The sequence below is a fragment of the Mycoplasma corogypsi genome (assembly GCF_045276875.1).
GTDB classification, from domain to species: domain Bacteria; phylum Bacillota_I; class Bacilli_A; order Mycoplasmatales; family Metamycoplasmataceae; genus Mycoplasmopsis; species Mycoplasmopsis corogypsi.
The window spans coordinates 490,472-508,737 of the sequence record NZ_CP174163.1 but is presented as its reverse complement, the minus strand read 5'-3'; the positions used below and the strand labels follow the sequence as shown (position 1 = coordinate 508,737).

Annotated in this window: 17 protein-coding genes; 13 read left to right on the top strand and 4 right to left on the bottom strand. The window is 29.2% G+C overall.

Features of this window, described 5'->3' with window-relative positions; all coding sequences use genetic code 4:
- Window position 1 precedes the first annotated feature (1 nt).
- The 4 genes from ybeY to trpS form a co-directional block, all read right to left on the bottom strand.
- The gene (gene ybeY, locus ACJA23_RS02115; RefSeq protein WP_406613544.1) at window positions 2-469 is read right to left on the bottom strand and encodes an rRNA maturation RNase YbeY; all 468 of its coding nucleotides are present in this window, start codon (window positions 467-469) and stop codon (window positions 2-4) included.
- A 189-nt stretch (window positions 470-658) separates the two neighbouring features.
- Entirely contained in the window at window positions 659-1,183 is a 525-nt protein-coding gene (locus ACJA23_RS02110) for a hypothetical protein (protein ID WP_406613542.1), read from the bottom strand.
- Window positions 1,176-2,918, bottom strand: coding sequence for a threonine--tRNA ligase (gene thrS / locus ACJA23_RS02105; RefSeq protein WP_406613539.1), 1,743 nt, complete (start codon window positions 2,916-2,918; stop codon window positions 1,176-1,178). Before thrS ends, ACJA23_RS02110 begins: the two co-directional genes overlap by 8 nt.
- The gene (trpS, locus tag ACJA23_RS02100; protein ID WP_406613537.1) at window positions 2,905-3,918 is read right to left on the bottom strand and encodes a tryptophan--tRNA ligase; all 1,014 of its coding nucleotides are present in this window, start codon (window positions 3,916-3,918) and stop codon (window positions 2,905-2,907) included. The genes thrS and trpS overlap by 14 nt, the downstream gene beginning before the upstream one ends.
- A 345-nt stretch (window positions 3,919-4,263) precedes the next feature.
- Between trpS and ACJA23_RS02095 the strand changes: the two genes are divergently transcribed.
- From ACJA23_RS02095 to ACJA23_RS02035, 13 genes are all read left to right on the top strand, one after another.
- A complete protein-coding gene (locus ACJA23_RS02095; protein WP_406613535.1) occupies window positions 4,264-6,018 on the top strand; it encodes an ABC transporter ATP-binding protein in 1,755 nt (584 codons plus the stop codon).
- Window positions 6,005-6,259, top strand: a complete 255-nt coding sequence (locus ACJA23_RS02090) for a hypothetical protein (protein WP_406613533.1) — start codon at window positions 6,005-6,007, stop codon at window positions 6,257-6,259. The genes ACJA23_RS02095 and ACJA23_RS02090 overlap by 14 nt, the downstream gene beginning before the upstream one ends.
- Window positions 6,260-6,268: 9 nt before the next feature.
- Window positions 6,269-7,948 carry an ABC transporter ATP-binding protein gene (locus tag ACJA23_RS02085; protein ID WP_406614756.1) on the top strand — a complete coding sequence of 560 codons (1,680 nt, stop codon included), beginning with the start codon at window positions 6,269-6,271 and terminating at the stop codon, window positions 7,946-7,948.
- 292 nt (window positions 7,949-8,240) lie between these two features.
- Complete coding sequence (locus ACJA23_RS02080) at window positions 8,241-9,857, top strand: TrkH family potassium uptake protein (protein ID WP_406613531.1); 1,617 nt, start codon at window positions 8,241-8,243, stop codon at window positions 9,855-9,857.
- 8 nt (window positions 9,858-9,865) lie between these two features.
- Window positions 9,866-10,540, top strand: a complete 675-nt coding sequence (locus ACJA23_RS02075) for a potassium channel family protein (protein WP_406613529.1) — start codon at window positions 9,866-9,868, stop codon at window positions 10,538-10,540.
- Between the two features lie 221 nt (window positions 10,541-10,761).
- A complete protein-coding gene (locus ACJA23_RS02070) occupies window positions 10,762-11,187 on the top strand; it encodes a division/cell wall cluster transcriptional repressor MraZ (RefSeq protein WP_406613527.1) in 426 nt (141 codons plus the stop codon).
- A gap of 1 nt (window position 11,188) precedes the next feature.
- A complete protein-coding gene (rsmH, locus tag ACJA23_RS02065; protein ID WP_406613525.1) occupies window positions 11,189-12,094 on the top strand; it encodes a 16S rRNA (cytosine(1402)-N(4))-methyltransferase RsmH in 906 nt (301 codons plus the stop codon).
- A 9-nt stretch (window positions 12,095-12,103) separates the two neighbouring features.
- Complete coding sequence (locus tag ACJA23_RS02060) at window positions 12,104-13,363, top strand: MAG3720 family protein (protein WP_406613523.1); 1,260 nt, start codon at window positions 12,104-12,106, stop codon at window positions 13,361-13,363.
- A gap of 8 nt (window positions 13,364-13,371) precedes the next feature.
- Window positions 13,372-14,928, top strand: coding sequence for a cell division protein FtsZ (ftsZ, locus tag ACJA23_RS02055; protein WP_406613521.1), 1,557 nt, complete (start codon window positions 13,372-13,374; stop codon window positions 14,926-14,928).
- Between the two features lie 296 nt (window positions 14,929-15,224).
- On the top strand, window positions 15,225-16,064 hold the full coding sequence (locus ACJA23_RS02050; protein ID WP_406613519.1) for a PTS glucose transporter subunit IIA: 840 nt from the start codon (window positions 15,225-15,227) through the stop codon (window positions 16,062-16,064).
- 106 nt (window positions 16,065-16,170) lie between these two features.
- A complete protein-coding gene (locus tag ACJA23_RS02045) occupies window positions 16,171-17,493 on the top strand; it encodes an aldehyde dehydrogenase family protein (RefSeq protein WP_406613517.1) in 1,323 nt (440 codons plus the stop codon).
- Between the two features lie 48 nt (window positions 17,494-17,541).
- A complete protein-coding gene (rbfA, locus tag ACJA23_RS02040; protein WP_406613515.1) occupies window positions 17,542-17,880 on the top strand; it encodes a 30S ribosome-binding factor RbfA in 339 nt (112 codons plus the stop codon).
- 3 nt (window positions 17,881-17,883) lie between these two features.
- A complete protein-coding gene (locus tag ACJA23_RS02035; RefSeq protein ID WP_406613513.1) occupies window positions 17,884-18,252 on the top strand; it encodes a hypothetical protein in 369 nt (122 codons plus the stop codon).
- The last annotated feature ends 14 nt before the right edge of the window (window positions 18,253-18,266 follow it).

Genomic DNA, 18,266 nt, shown 5'->3' with positions numbered 1-18,266 from the left:
ATTATTCCTCTCTTGTGATTTGTAAAGGATTAAAAATATCATCCACTATTTGATTCATTTGTACTCTTTCATTTTCTTCTTCATGGTCATAGCCCATAAGATGAACTAAACCATGAGCAAATAAATAACAAAATTCACGTTTAATTGAATGACCAAATTCCTTAACTTGCTTTTCTAATTTTTCTCAACAAATAACTAACTCACCAAGTAATTTTACTGGTAATTGGTCATACATATTTTCATTTCCAACTCCAAAAGATAAAATATCCGTTACATAATCTTTATTACGATATTGTTTATTTAATTTCTGGATTGTTTTAGGTCCTACAATTTGTACATCTAGCAAAATTTCTTCTTTATCAATTTTGAAATAATCAGCTAAATTGTTAATAATTTGCTTCATTTCTTTGTCAAAAATAATTGCTCTTTTAATTCTGTTGTCGATACCTAAATTAATAGTTCTTTTCATAATTTTAATTATATAAAAATCCAGTAAATAAGTAAACAAACGGCTGCGTTATTTAGTTAATTTGACTAAAAATAAGTGCTTTTATTTTGGTTGTATAGCATTAGATATAAAATTCTAATTGCATATTATGGGTTTGTTATTAAAAATAAAATCTCCACACTGATATTACTAATGTGGAGATTTTTTTTACTATTTTGAATTGTTTGGTGACTTATTTTCCTCTTTACTTAGTTGATTGTCTTTGAAAATCAGTCTTTTTATTCTATGAATATTATTTGGGGTAAGCGCAGCTAAACTAGCTAGGTAAATTAACCCATAAATAACTGCGACAGTGATAGTGTCGTATCTATATCAGTATCATTTTAGTTCACCATTTAAATCAGGTTGAATGTTATTAACATTTTCATAATGAGGCACTCAACTTAAAGTGACAAATATACCTAAAATTAAAATGTTATTTTGTAATGTAAAAAGTGAGATTTTTTTCTTATAAACTAAAAACATTCCACCAACAAAGATAATAACGGTATAAAAGAAGTTAACTAAAATATTACCTCAAAATGGATTATAGTAATTTGGTCAAGGTAAAATACTTGAGCTTAATAAGAAGTTTAATAGACCAAGTACAACAGTAACAACGAAAGTGGCTAATTTAATATAGTGAAGTTGTTTAAGCAACTTTTCTTTATCAGTTTTTTGATTTTGTTTAGTCACGAGAAGCCTTTAGTTCACTTAACATTAAAATAAAATCACTTAAACTAACTGTTGTTACAGCTTGTTCACCATATTTACGATATGACACAAGTTTTTCTTGTTGTTCTTTTTGACCAACAATGATTTGAATTTTAGATTTGCTCATTTGTGCTTCACGAATTTTTTTGTTTAATCTTTCATCACGTTCATCAATTTTAGAACGATAACCTAAATTAAATAATAATTCATTGATTTCACGAGCATATTCGATATTTTCTAAGTTATTGACTGGAATTACAGTAATTTGTTTTGGAGCTAGTCAAAATGGTAATACACCTTTAGTTTGTTCTAGTAAAATTGAAACAAATCTTTCATATGTACCAACTAATCCACGGTGAATCATTACTGGACGTTCGTCTTTACCTTCTTTATTAGTAAATCAAATATCAAATCTTTGAGGTAATAAAAAGTCTAATTGTAAAGTTGAAACAGTAATTTCGTGTCCTAGTGCTGTATAAATTTGGATGTCCATTTTAGGTCCATAAAAAGCAGCTTCACCGATTTTTTCTTCGTATTGAACACCTAGTTCATTTAACACAGTTCTTAATTCATTTTCTGCGTCATTTCACATTTTATCGTCAGCGTAGTATTTTTCTTTATCTTCTGGGTCTCTTAAACTTAAAGAAACATAGCTAATTTGAATCTTAAAAGCTTCTAAAGTTTCTTTAACTTGGTTATACATATGTTTAAATTCTTGAGCGATTTGGTCTTTACGAACAAATGAATGCCCTTCAGTTAAAAGCATACCTCTAACTCTTTCAAGTCCAGTTAAAGCACCTGATTTTTCATAACGATATAACTGAGATTGTTCACTATAACGTATTGGTAAATCACGATATGAACGCTTTTTAGTGTTATAACAAATAATATGATGTGGACATGTCATTGGACGAGGAATCAATCTTTCGTTTTCCACCACAATTGGTTTAAACATATCATCTTTATAGTGAGCTAAATGACCAGAAATTTTATATAGTTCCTCTTCACCAAAGTGAGGGGTTAAAACTTCAGTAAATCCATATTTACGGTCCATATGTAATACTAAATTTCTGATTTCATTATGAATGTACATTCCATCTTCTAATCAAAATGGCATTCCTTGTCCACCTAATTTATTGAAGGTGAATAGCTCCATTTCTTTACCGATTTTACGATGGTCTCTTTCTTTACGGTCTTGTAAAATTGCTAAATATTGTTCTAATTCTTCTTTAGTTTCTCAAGATGTTCCATAAATTCTAGTTAACTGAATATTATCTGAATTTCCTCTTCAGTAAGCTCCAGCTAGACTTAATAATTTTAGATTCTTAATTTTTTTGGTACTTTCAACGTGCCCACCAGCACATAAATCTATAAATACTTTTTCTTTATTTAATGGATCAACTAAAGCATAAAAAGTAATATTAGCACCTTTAGCTACTAATTCATCATATAATTCTTTTTTGTATGGTTTATTAGTAAAATCGTACTCTTCAAGTGGAACTTGAACCATTTCTAAGTTTCTTGAAGCTAGTTTTTTCATTTCTTTTTCAATTTTAGCTAATTCAGTGTCACTTAAAGCATCGACAAATTCAAAGTCGTAGTAAAAACCTTCTTCAGTTGCTGGTCCAAAACCAAGCTTTACTCCTGGATAAAGTCTTTCAACAGCTGCCCCGAGTAAGTGACTAGTTGTATGGTTTAATTCTTTATTTGCTTTCATTTGTTTCTCCAAATAATCCCATTTTTAGCATTAAGTTGTTTAAGGTGTATTTTGCAATACCACTTGCTTTAGTTGCACCTAACGCAGTTACTTGTTGCACTAGCGTTAATGATTGTTTGTATTTTGTTTGAATATTGGTTAGTAAATTGAATACTGAGGTGGCTACTTTTTCTTTAAACTCTTTGTAGTTTGCATCTTTAAATTTAGCTTCAGCTTCTTTTAGAGTTTTATTTTCTAAAGCTGCATAAATATTTAATAAGTTTAAAACCCCTGGTTTATCATTAGAAATGCACACTTTATTTTCGCTATCAGTAATTGCCTTCATAATTTTGTTATATGCTTGCTTTGGGTCTTCTAATAAGTAAATGCATGATTTATCTGATTTATCACTTTTTGACATTTTTTGAGTTGGATCAGTTAAAGACTTAATTCTAGCTCCAACTTCTGGAATATAACCAGTTGGCACTTTTAATCTAGTTTTATACTTGTGATTAAATCTTTCTGCAATATTTCTAGTTAACTCTAAGTGTTGGGTTTGATCTTCACCAATCGGTACTAAATCAGCATTATACAGTAAGATATCGCCAGCCATTAGTGTTGGATACATTAATAAACCAGTTGGAACTTTAGTTGTACCATTGCCTTGTTTTAGCTTGGTTGCTTTATCTTTGAATTGGGTCATTCTTTGTAATTCCCCAATTGTAGTTTCACTAGTACATAATCATTGCATTAATCCATGCTCTTGCACTTGTGATTGATAAAAAATAACACTTTTATTTGGATCTAGTCCACAAGCTAAATATAAAGCAACAATATTTTCACGATCTTTTTGTAGTTGTTTTGGATTTACTGTTCCAGTTGTTAAAGCGTGTAAATCAGCAACAAAAAAATACGATTCATATTGATCTTGCAACTTAATGAAATTTCTAATTGCCCCAATGTAATTACCTAAAGTTAAATCACCAGTTGGTTTAATACCACTAATTAGTCGTTGTTTCATTTTACTCCAATACTATATTTTTAAATTGTAAAACTTGTTTATATTATATTACTTTAAAAATTTTAGTGCACAAAATATTGCGCTTTTTTGTTTTTCAAAACTAAAAATTAGTTGGTATGAGCCACAATTTTTATCCGTTTGCAAACTAACAATTTATAATAAAAAGTTAGAAAAAAAACAAAAAAAGATAAAAATTATTTTGTGTTTTGAATAACTAGTAAATAGTGTTTTTTTAACCTTTTATAATTAGCTAAATTTGAAAAAATGCTAGCAAATTTAGCGTTTTAAGGGCTAATTTACTACTTAAAATTAAATGTATAATATTTGTAAAAACTAGGAGGATTTGTGCCGTCCAAAACTAAAAAAATCACACTCATTAGTCATTCATATGGTTATAGATTAATGGCACTAGTGACTATTTTATTAGTAGTTGCTGAAGTTATTATGCAAGTGTTTGCACCACTACAACTTCGTGCTGTAATTGACCAAGGAATTAGACAAAATAACCTTGATATTGTACTATATCGTAGTGCGATCTTAATTGGTTTAACTGTGTGTTCATTATTTATTGGTGTACTTCACTCGTTTACAACTTCTTATGTTTCAACTGGGATCGCTAAAAATATTCGTAATAGCTTATTTTCTAAAGTGCAACGCTTTTCATTTCAAGATTTAGATAAATTTCCGACCGGAGTGATTATCAATCGGATTAATAGTGATGCTTCTAATATAGCAAATTCAGTGTTTTTTATTTTAAGAGCAGTAGTTAGATTACCGATCCAATTAGGGCTAGCTTTGGTATTTTCAATTACTTTAAGTAAGGAATTATCACTCATTTTTGTGGTTACTTTACCTCTTTTATCAGTTTTATTTACCATTGTTTGACTATTTAGTTTTCCGTTATTTAAAAAACTATACGCAGCATATGATGATTTTAATTTAAAACTACAGGAAAATCTATCTTCGATGCGTACAATTAAGTCATTTACAGCTGAAGATAAAGAGTTTGAAAAAGTTAAAGACAAAACAACTATACTGAGAAATATTTCAATCAAAAGTGAAAAAATTTTATCTTTTAACTCACCTATAATTAATGGGACTATTTTTGCTTCTATTTTAGCATTAGCAGTAATAGGTACTCAACTTTTAGTTAATCAAACTCCTAATTTCGAAATCGGAAATATCACAGCTTTTGGTTCATATATTTGAATGATTTCTGGTTCACTAGTTGGTCTTATGTCTATTTTAGGGATGATTTTAAGAAGTATTCCTTCAATTAAGCGTGTAAATGAAGTATTAAATCACCCAATTAGTATCACTAGCAAACAAAACGCCTATACAGGTAACTTAAATGGTTGAATTAGCTTTGAAAATGTTTCATTTAAGTATGCTAATTCAGAAATTAATAACTTAAATAACATTAACTTAAACATTAAAGCTGGTGAAAACATTGCAATTATCGGACTAACTGGTAGTGGAAAAAGTTCACTTGTTCACTTAATTCCTAGGTTTTATGATGTCAGTGAAGGTAGTGTTAAAATTGATGGAATTAATGTCAAAGATATTGATTTAACTAACTTAACTAACCATATTTCTGCTGTTTTTCAAAATAGTGTGCTCTTTTCAGGAACAATTCGTTCAAATTTACTTTGAGCTAATAAAAATGCAACTGATGAAGAAATGTGAGACGCTTTAGAAAAAGCAGGAATTAAAGATTTTGTTTGAGAACTTCCTGACCAATTAGACCATATTGTAGAACAAAAAGCAGAAAACTTTAGTGGTGGACAAAGACAAAGATTATCAATTGCTCGTGCCTTGCTTAAAAATCCTAAAATCTTAATTTTAGATGACGCAACTAGTGCTGTAGATGCTAAAACCGAAAACTCGATCAAAAAAGCATTAAAAGAAATTAATAACTGTACGAAAATTACTATTGCTCAAAAAATTAATTCGATCATTGATGCTGATCGAATTGTAATTATGGAAGATGGACAAATTCAAGCGATTGGAAAACACGAACAACTTTTAGCTGAAAACAAATATTATCAAACATTATACGCTACTCAACAAGCGATAGGAGGTATTGATGAAATATTCTAATAATACTTCTTATAGACCTAGACCAAAATTAACTAGAGAGCAACGAATTCAAACTATCAAACGGATTTTACAACTAGTTTGAGAATCGAATAAAGCTGCGCTTATTTTTGCGGTAATTTTTATGCTACTTAGTAATATTGGAATGATTTATAACCAAATTTTTATGGGTAAAATCATTTTAGGTGGTTTTTTAGAACCTTATACAAAAGATATCATTCCAGCAAACTTAAGTTTTGATTAAAATAAGTTTATTTTAGTCATAATTGGTTCGGCAATCATTTTTGGTACAGCTGTCTTATTTTCATTTATTAGCGTACGGATTATGATTAAAATCACATTTGGAACAATGTGTAAATTACGCTTAAAGCTATATAAACATATCCAAAAATTACCAATTAAGTATTTTGATCAAAATGCTAAAGGTGATATTTTATCTCGTTTTACAAACGATGTTCAAACTTTAAGAGATTTTGTTAACACCTCTTTAGTTGATTTAATTAACTCTTCATTTACTATTTTTGTGTCAGTTATTATTATGTTTGTGTTAAACTGATTCTTAACTTTAGTAATGTTAGTTTTAATTTCATTTATCTTCGTTATTTCATACTTTTTGGTTAAAAAATCATTTGCTTTCCGTTCAAATGAACGTAAAAAATTAGGTGAATTAACTGGTTTTTCTGAGGAAATGCTTTCAAATTTAAGAACTATTAAGTTATTTAACCAAGAAAAGGATTCTGAAGAAACATTTAAAAAAATTAATCAAGAATTAAATAAAGCTGACTATAAATCATCTACTTACAGCCATATGATGTTTCCTATTTCCTTTAACTTGGGTGGAATAGCGTACGCGGTAATGACACTAGTTGGTGGATATATAGCGGTAAAAAGTAATGATCCTAACGCTACTTTATTTATATTTATTAGTTTAGGTACTTTAATTTCGTTTACTCAATTTGCACGAAGTTTTAATAACTTAATTAGCAACATAACTTATACTTCAAATAGCATTGTTGTTGCTTTAGCTGGTTGTTCTAGAATTTTTCAAGTTTTAGATACCAAAGTAGAAACAGACGATGGATATATTGAACTAACCAAAGGATTTTTCCAAGATAATAAATTCATTGAAACCCAAAAACACCCAGATTCGAAATTTTATTGAAAAATACCTAAAGATTTAGATTTTGAATACAAACTTGTAAGTGGTGAGATCGAATTTAAAAATGTTAGTTTTAGCTATGATGAAAATACCAAAGTTATCGAAAATATGAGTTTTAGCGCTACTAAAGGTCAAAAAGTTGCTTTAGTAGGAAAAACTGGAGCTGGTAAAACTACAATAACAAACTTACTATGTCGTTTTTATCAACCAACTAATGGGTCGATATTTTATGATGGTATCAATATCAACGATATTAAGCTAACAGATTTACGTAAATCACTTGGTTATGTGTTACAACAACCAACTTTATTTACTGATACTTTAACTAACAACATAGTTTATGGTGAAAGTGAGTTAAATAACGAGCTATTAAGCGATGTGATTGAGGTTTCTAATTTAGCAATGCATGTTGATAAAATGACAGATAAATACGAAACTTTATTAAATGACTCAGGAAATAACTTATCTCAAGGTCAAAAACAACTCATTTCAATTGCTCGTACAAGTTATAAAAATCCACCAGTTTTAGTATTAGATGAAGCCACAAGCAATATTGACATTGTAACTGAAAAAATTATTCAAGATGCAATGGATAAATTAATAAAAAACCGTACCACTTTCATTATCGCTAACCGTTTAAGCACAATCAAAAATGCTGATTTAATTTTAGTTATTAGTGATGCAAAAATTGCAGAACAAGGTACTCACGAACAATTAATTAAAACTCAAGGTCAATACTATCAACTTTGACAAAATATAGCCCAAAAAAGTTAAAAGTTTTAAATTTCAATAATTTCTATTTAACTAAAATAGAAATTATTTTTAGTTTTTAAACTGCTATGCTAAGTTTTTAGCAACCAAAATCCGTAAAACCATAGTAAAACCAAGCTTTTAGATCTAAATTTAGTGTAAAAATCAAACTTTTAATCCAATCAAAAATAAGCCTTTAAATATAGTAAATAGTTTATAATTATAGAAAACTTAAAAAAGGAGTGCTGTGAACTTTTCCCAAAAACTAAAAAGCTCAATAAGTAAAAGTAAATTTATCAACTTTTTTAGAAAAATCATGGTCTGAAAAAGAAAACTACCACATCTAAAGTACTTATTCTTTTTATACTTTGTCATCGTGATAGTTTCAAGTTTATTGTTATTTAGTCCATGAACTCAAAATGAAAATAACCAAATCAGCTATATTGATGCTGTATTTACTACAGCTAGTGCTTTTAGTGATACTGGACTAGTTGTTGTTAATACTTTTGAACATTGAAACTGGTTTGGTCAGGCGATTATAGCTGTTTTGATTTTAAGTGGTGGAATCGGAATTTTTGCACTCAAATTCTTTATTATTAATTACTTATTTGGTAAAAAATCAGCAACTTTAAGCGAGGTTAAACTACTTCAAACTGAGCGTGGAAGTGATGATCCAGTTCGTACAACTAGATTAGTTATAAACTCGGTTAAATTCTTATTTTTATCTATTTTTATTTTTTCAATCATTTTAACAGTCTACTTTTATTTTTCTGGACCTAAAATGACAGTTGCGATTCAAAACGAATTAGCAAATAATTACATCAATCCCAAAGGTGATATTGTAATGTCGCTAAGATTTGGAATTTTCCATACTATTTCTGCAATCAATAATGCTGGTTTTGATATCATTTCTGGAAATAGTTTGATGCCTTATTATAGTGATTACTTCTTACAAGTTTGTTTTATTATCCTACTAATTATTGGTGGTTTAGGTTATCCTGCAATTTATGACATTCGTCAATACATCCGTCATAAAATTCGTAAAAGAAAAAATAAATATCACTTTAGTTTATTTACTAAAGTTTCATTAACTTTTTACTTGTTAATCTTTTTAGTTGGATTTGTCTGAACTTTAATTAATGAAACAACTAGCATCGCTGGAGATACTTTATTTAACAAGTTAGCGCTTAATAATACAAACTCATTATCATTTCAAGAACAAATAAAACTAAAAATTTTAATGGATCAGTGAAACTTTAATATGTTTAAATCTGGTGAACCGGTTTCAAAAGAAAATATTGAGTTTTTTAAAGCTCATACTATTTCTTACTATGGGACTACTTTTAATAAAGTGTTTGCAATATTTTTTACATCACTTTCAACTCGTAGTGCTGGTTTTGCTACCGCTAACTTAAATGACTTTACCAAGGCAAGTAAGCTAGTTTATACCATTATGATGGTTATTGGTTCAGCCCCTGCAAGTACAGGTGGAGGAATTAGAACCACTACTTTCGCTGTCTTTATGATGTCAATTATTAGCACACTACTAGGACAACCTAGAATTAGAATGTTTAAACGTGCAATTAATAAAGATACTGTGTTTCAAAGTTTATTAGTAGTTGCGATTGCTCTTGTGATTTTAACTATTGGAGTACTATTATCAATTACAAGTTTAAATAGTCATACTGAAACTGGAATTAATGCTCGCAATTTTGGTTCAGAAGCAATTATTTTTGAAGTAGCTAGTGCTTTCGGAACTACTGGTTTATCTACTGGTATTACTACTCAATTAAATACACTTTCAAAAATTACCATTATAGTTGTCATGTTCATTGGACAATTTGGTATTTCATCAACTTTATTAGTATGAAAACGTAAAAAAGATAATAAGAGAAAATTTGAATACATCGATGGAGACCTAGCGATAGGTTAGGAGGAATTATGAAAGTTAAATACAAAGACGATATAGCAGTTATTGGTGCTGGTAGATTTGGTCAAGCTGTTATTGAACAGCTATTAAAATTAAATAAAAACTTAATTTTAATTGACAAAGTTGATGATGAAGTTAAAAAATATTCTGATGATGTCGACCGTATTATCATTTTAGATGCAGCTGACAAAAAAGCTTTACAAGCTAGTGGTATTGATCAAATGGAAACAGTAGTTGTTACTGTAACTGAAAACGTTGAAATTGTCGGTGCTTTACTAGAATTAGGTGTAAAAAATATCATTGCACGTGCTAAATCTAAACGTTATGCTAGAGTTCTTAAATTAATTGGTGTTAAAGTCATAATTCGTCCTGAATACGAAGCTGGAATTAGAACTGCTATCATAGCAGCAAATAATAGTTTTATTAACTATTCAGACAATATTTTTGAACTAGAAAATAACTTTGTTATTGGTTCAACAAAAATTAAAAATAATGAATTAACTAACAAACCTATTCGTGATTTAAAACTGCCTGATTTTGGAATTAATATCATTTTAATCAAGCGTGATGGCGAATCACATATGGCCACAGCAAATGGTGAATTAAAATTAGGTGATACTATCTCGATAGTTGGTGAAATTAGTGACGTAACTAATGCTTTAGAGTTATTTAACAGAGAAAACTAAAAAAATGTAAAAATTTCCACATTTTTCATATTTTGAAAATCAAAAAAATACTGCATTTGATTTGAGTGCAGTATTTTTTTATATCTAAAAACAGGCTAAAAAATTATTACACTAACTAATTTAAAATTACTAGAAAAAAATTTAAAAAATATTGTAGTTTTTTGTGCTATCAGGTTCATATTTGATACAATAAAAGTGGATGTAAGTGGGAGGAAGTGGAAATGTATGGAATACACACTCGAAGTATTGATGACAAAGCCAGAGTAGTCATACCACCAGCTCTTAAAAATGAGTTGGGTAATGAGTTTTATATTACTTTAGGTTTTGATGGAAATGCAGAAATTCGTTCAAGTGAAGCTTTCGAAAGTTATCGTAATACTTTAGAAAGCAAAAGTCACTTTAATAGAGATGTAAGAACAGTTACTAGAATTATTTTAGGAAATGCTGCTCAAGTAAGCTTGGACAAACAAAATCGTATTTCACTACCTAAAAACTTAATCGAAAAACTTAACATCCAAAAAGATATTGTTTTTGTGGGAACAGGGACAGTAATAGAGTTATGAGCTAAAGAAAAGTTTGATGAATTTGAAGCTAGTGTTTCAACCGAAGACCTAGCAAAACTAGCCCAAGAAATATCAGGGATTTAATATGGAACAACAATTACATTTTTCAGTTTTACTTGATGAAACAATTGATTCATTACATATTAAAGAAGATGGTATTTATGTTGATTTAACCTTAGGAATGGGTGGACATTCAGCGAAAATTTTAGAAAAACTAACAACTGGTAAACTATTTGCTTTTGATAAGGATTCATACGCAATAAAAACTGCAAATGAACGATTGAAAAAGATAAATAACAATTACGAGCTAATTCAAAGTGATTTCAAAAATATAAAATCAGAATTAGCTAAGCGTAATATTTACCATGTTGATGGTATTATAGCTGATTTAGGAATCTCATCACCTCAAATAGATCAAGCCGAAAGAGGTTTTAGTTACAATAAAGATGCCAAGCTCGATATGAGAATGGATACTAGTCAAACTTTTGATGCACACTATTTAGTTAACAATTATACAGAAGAACAATTAGCTAGCATATTGTGAAAATACGCTGATGTAAAACTTAACAAAAAAGTTGCGAAAGCCATTTTGCAAGCTAGACCAATTAATACAACTTTAGAATTAGTTAACGTGATTAAAAGCGCATATCCTGCAGCCTTATTAAGACAAAAAAATCCAGCTAAAGCAGTTTTTCAAGCTTTACGGATTGAAGTAAATAACGAACTAGAATCACTTAACACCATGCTAAGTGATGCAGTGAGTTTACTTAATAAAAATGCCACACTGTCAATAATTACTTTTCATTCAATTGAAGATAAAATCGTTAAAGATTTTTATAAAAACTTAACTACAAGCAAAATACCTTCTAAGCTTCCAATTATGGAACAAAAACAGTTTTTAACTAAACAAATTAAACCAAATGATAATGAGCTTGAATTAAATAACCGTTCACGTAGTGCCAAACTAAGAACAATCACCAAATTATTTTAAGGAGTTAAAATGGAACAATATATCGCTAATTTAGCAATCGAAAACACCTCTGCTAATTTTGTTCTAATTAGAAAAACTTCAAATAGTTTGCTAAACGGTGGTATAGATATCCAATTTGACCTAACTAACGAACAAGAAACTTTAGTTGCTTGTTCAAAAATTAAGCAAAAATTATCTGAAATCAAAAGCGATCAATTATCAACAAATGTCATAATAAACGATGCAATAATTAAAGACTTAAAATTTGATAACAAATCAGTCTTCTTACAACAAGATGAATACGAATCAAAATCAATGCGATATGAAGATATCCAAGACAATTTAATAAGTAAAATTAACTATTTAAATAGTGAATTAGAAACTAATAGTTATGTAATTTCATATCCTACTATCACATACATAACACACAACAACGTAAATCGAAGTTATAATAAATTACCAAGTGTTCCAAGACCCTTTAATACTATTAAACAAGTTTATGCGAGATTTAGTTTCCCTAAAGATCAAACCTTCATAAGTACTGTTGAAACTATAATGAAAAAAATCAACATCAAAGAGTTTATCTACAAATTAAAATCACAAATTCTAGCATCTATGGCTAAAGATGTAGAAGACAAATGATCATTTTTAATTGATGTTGAATCAGACAATATTATTTTCGCAATCACATACAATAATAAAATTATTCGGTATAATTACAATGATGCAGTAGGACTTAATTATTTTGTTGAAAAAATGTCAGAATCAATGCACAAAAATGCCTCTGAAGTTCATAATATGCTAGCTTCGCTAGTGAGGTTAAAACAAAGTGAAAATTTTGACAAAATCATTAAACAAAATGAATACTTACACCTACTAAATTCTAGTAACAATCAATTTACAGATTATATTTCACAAGAAGCTAAGAAAATAATTTCGTTTCAATGCCAAGATTTAGGAATCGATCGTTTACGCATAAAACAAATTAAGCTACAAGTACCAAGCTGAATGGCTTTTAGTAATGAAGATTTTAATGACCAAAATCATCATGATTTCAGTGTACAAAATATAGCGCACTTAAACAAATTAAAAGCAAAAAACAATTTATTATATATTTCAAATTGCAATAGACTAATTGAACAATTAGTTTTAACCAACTCAAAAGTTGAACAAAAAGCAAGTCAAAGCCAAACGCACACGAGCGAATACGAAATCATTAAGCAGGATAACAAACTTAGTTTTTTAGGTAAAATTTTGAATTTATTTAAATTTAAAACCAAATTAGCATAGGAGCATACATGTCAAACAAATACAAACCAAGTCAAAGTCAAGCTGCAACTGACGAATTGACAAATCCTACACATGTAGTTTTTAAAGTTATTGGTGTTGGTGGTGTCGGATCTAACGCAGTAGCTAACATTATGCAAGAAAACTTAGAAAATGTAGAGTTTTTAGTTGCAAACACTGATTTACAAAGCTTAAATGATAATAGTTGTGAAAACAAAATTCATTTAGGTGATGCTCGTGGATTAGGAGCTGGAGCAAACCCAGAAGTTGGCGAAAAAGCTGCTTTAGATAAAAGAAAAGAACTTGAAGAACATTTACGTGGAACTGACTTACTTATTATTACAGCTGGACTAGGAGGAGGTACTGGATCAGGTGCTTCACCAGTTATAGCGCAAATTGCCAAAGAATTAGGTATCTTAACAATTGCTTTAGTTTATACTCCATTTAAACACGAAGGATCTAAAAAACGTAAAATAGCTCAAGAAAGTTTACAAGAGTTAAAAAAACACGTTGATTCATACATTGTAGTATCAAACAGAAAATTAAGTGAACAATGTGGTGATTTACCATTTAATGCACTTAATGAGTATGGAAACATTGCATTAAAAAATATTATCTTAGCAATTCACGATATCATTTACAGAACAGGTAAAATTAACATCGACTTTGCTGACGTAGAAACAATTGTAAAAGATTCTGGACTAGCAGTTGTTGGAATCGGACAAGCAACAGGAAATGATAAAGCTGAAAAAGCTGTTCAAAAAGCATTTGAAAACTATGTTTTCGAAAACGATATCAGTACAGCACAAAGATTGATCATTAACATTCAACACGATAATAAAACAAGCTTAAAAGAAATTGAAAGAGCTACATTATTAGTAAGTTCAATGTTTAACATTGACGATGAAAATGAAGAAGATCAAAACATTATTTTTGGACAAGAAGAAGTTGAAACAAGAGAAAATGAAGAACTATTCAAAATTTCAATTATCGCTACAGGCGTAGATGAAAGATCAGTTAATTCAAATAGACCTTCTCAACCTCCATTTACAGTTGATTCAACACATCAACCAACATCATACACACCTCAACCTCAACCAGTTCAACCAGAAGTAAAAACTTATGTTGATTCTCGACCACAAGTAGTTCAAAACAGCTACACAGAAGCGGCTAATACTGTCTACCAACAACCAGCTGCACAAGAAACTGTTGCACCTCAACCAACATTGGAACAATTCCACCAACAAGCATTTTATTCTGTTAATGCTGCCGAAGAACAATCTTCAAGTCAACCTGAAGAACCTCAAAGTTCATACGACAGCTTATTCGCTGATGAAGTTGTAGAAGCTAAAGTAGAAGAAACTACTCACGAAACATCACTTTTTGATTTAGAAGTAGAAAAAGCAAAAACAGAACAACCACAAGCTGAAAGTGTTTATAAACCACAAGAAGCTCCAGTTTTTGCAACAATGGAAATCAATGGAATGTTTTCAATTGACCCTGAAGCTAAAAAAGCAGAAACAAAATCAAACCAATCATCAGAAGATGAAGATGATATTACTTGATAGTCGATGTATCCGAAGAATTTCAGTAGTATTTAATTAAATTCTGAAAAGAAAACCAGGAACTTCCTGGTTTTTTATTATTTTGTATCATTTTGATTTAATAACTTAAGCTAACTAAATTCACAAATATATACTTTTAGCACCATAAAACCAGCGTTTTGATTATATTTAACCTACTTGATGCAAGTTCTAAATTAATTGGTTTCTTGCTTATGTTATTAAAAAATTATTATAAAATTATAGTACTTAAAAAAGTGGAAATCATATTCTTTTTATTATGTATTTTCAAGGAGAATAATATGAATTTAGTTGAAAAATTCAAATCAGTAGATACATCAGATTGTTCAAAAGTTCCAGTAGAAATTAGTGAGTTAGTGAGTGCTTTTGGTGGTGTACATAACATTTTAGTTTTTAACTCAAGTGTTTCACAATTAAGATATGATGTTAAAGATGTTTCAAAAGTTAATGCAGCATTATTAGAAAAATTAGGAGCTGTAAAAGTTGAAGTTTTTGAAGCAGCAAAACACGTGCAAGTTACTTTCTGTGCAGGAGCTGAAGGTTTGAACCAAGTAGTTAAAAAATTTGTAGCTACTTTACAAGCTCAACAACAACCAGAACAAACAACAGCTACAGTTGAAACTAAAAAATCTGAAGCAAGACAAGTAGCTTCAGTTGATTCATTAGAAGTTTTAGCACCTATATCAGGAGCTGTTTCACCATTAAGTACTTTAAATGATGAAGTATTTTCTAAAGGTTTAGTTGGATCAGGTTTAGCAATCCAAATGGATACTAAAGCTCAAAAAGTTAATGTAGTTGCTCCATTTAGCGGAAAAATTACAATGCTTCCAGCTGGTAAAAATCAATTTATTTTAACATCAGCAACTGGAGTTGAAGTTGTAGTAGTTGTTGGTTTAAACTCACACTTATTAAACGGTGTTGGAATTAGCTCAAATGTAAGCTTAAACCAAAGCGTAAATGCTGGTGATGTAGTCTTAGAATTACAAATGGATAAATACCTAGCTAAACAAGTTGATACACATTTAGTATTAGCTGCAACTCAAGATTCAAGTTTAAAAACATTAAAAAACGAAGCTCAAAGCGCTACAAGCGGACAAGTTTTATTTACACTAGCTAAATAAAACTATTAGTCACTAAAAATGATAAAAATAGGCAAAAAGTGCCTATTTTTTCATCTTTTTAAAGTAATATACCTAGATAAAATAAATAATATTATAAAATTTAAACATGAATAAATTAAACCACAAACTTTTAGATGTAAATTACCGTGTTAACAAACTAATTCAACTTAAAGAAGAAATTTTAGCTAACGAACCTGCTATTTACGAGGCTTTATATTTAGATTTAAACAAAAGTGAGCAAGAAGCTTTTTTATCTGAAGTAGGACAAGTTTTAGCTGAAGTAAATCTTTATATTAAAAAGCTAAATAAATGAGCAAAAACAACTAAAGTTAAAACTCCAATGTCAATGAATCCAAGTAAATCATACCAAGTGTATCAACCACTAGGAAAAGTGTTAATTATTTCACCTTGAAACTACCCATTTAACCTTTCAATGATTCCTTTAATTGATGCTTTTGGTGCAGGAAATTCAATTGATATCAAACTTTCAGAGTTTTCAATGCACACTTCAAGAGTAATGAAGAAAATTTTAAATAATGTGTTTGATGAAACAGAAGTGAGAGTACATTTAGGTGAAGCAGATGTAGCGATTAATTTATTAAAAGATAAATATGACTTAATTTTCTTTACTGGAAATGAAAAAGTAGGTCATAGTGTTTATCAAAAAGCTGCTGAAACCTTAACACCTTGTGTTTTAGAATTAGGTGGAAAATCACCAACTATTATTTTAGAAGATGCTTTACTATATGATACTGCTAAAAAACTAGCTTGAGCTAAAGGGTTAAACTCTGGTCAAACTTGTGTAGCTCCTGATTATGTATTTGTTCCTAGAAAAATGCTAAATGAAACTAAAAAAGCTCTTGATAATGCATTTAAAGAACAATTTGGAGAAGATATTTTAGCAAACCCAACTTATCCTAAAATTATTTCACCAAGACACTTTAATCGTATTTTAGCTTTAGATTTACCACTAAAATACGATCAAGATAAACTTAAAATCGAACCATATGTTTTTGAAGCTTCATTGTTAGATAAAACAATGCAACAAGAACTATTTGCACCTATTTTACCACTAGTTCCATATGATAATTTAGAAGACGTTATTTCATACATCAACGAGCACAATACTCCACTAGCTTTATATATATTCGGTCGTAATAAGCACACAATTAATAAAATTATTACCGAAACCCAGTTTGCAACAGGAGCTGTAAATAACGCTATTGTGCAAATTTCAAACAATAACTATGGTTTTGGTGGTCTAGGACATAGTGGTTTTGGTAAATATCATGGTTATACTGGATTTAAAACTTTTTCTCATGAGAAAAATTACTTGTATTCATCACATAAGCTAAATATGAATCAAAAAATTCAAACTAACCCAAAAATTGGTAAATTTACCTTTAATATGCTTAAAAAGATTTTTTAGTTTGCTTATATCTTTAAGAGTTATGGACTTATTTGGTATAATTGAAACATGAACGATATAGCATTAAAACGTAAAGAAACTCAAATTCAAAGATTAGTAGCTGATATTTTATATAACGATCTTACCAATGTTAACATTGTTGATCCAGTAGTTATGGATGTACAACTTTCAAATGATTTATCTCATTTGAAAGTATTTGTTAACTTAAGTGGTAATGAACAAAAAGGAATTATCGCCTTAAACGCTAGTTCAGGTTATGTAAGAAAAATTTTAGCTAATTCACTATCTTGAAGAAAAGTTCCTGAAATTCACTTTTATTTAGATGAAGTTAGCAAAAGTGGTTTAAAAATTGATCAAATCTTACAAAAAATCAAAGAGGAAAAATAATCAATGAAACCAAACTTCTGAAAATTCGCCCTTTTTGGTATAACAGGTTTTGTTTTTGGTGGTTCAACTGTTTTAGTTTCAACTGCTTTAGTTAACCAATGAAATAATCAAGTCAAAGTACAACAAAAAGTTTTAGCTAATAATATTAACACCTTAGACCAATACTTACCGCAATTAGAAACTAAATATAATAACAGTGACCCTAAAGATCAATTACTAGCTAAATTAATCGCTAATATTAAAGATATTAACTCACAATATCAAGCTAGTTACAAAACAAATAATGACAAACAACAATTAACTAATTTTAATGCTAATGTTGAAAAAGTAATCACTAGTACTAAAGGTCATTTAGCACCAAAAGCTGCTTAAAATAAGCAAAAATT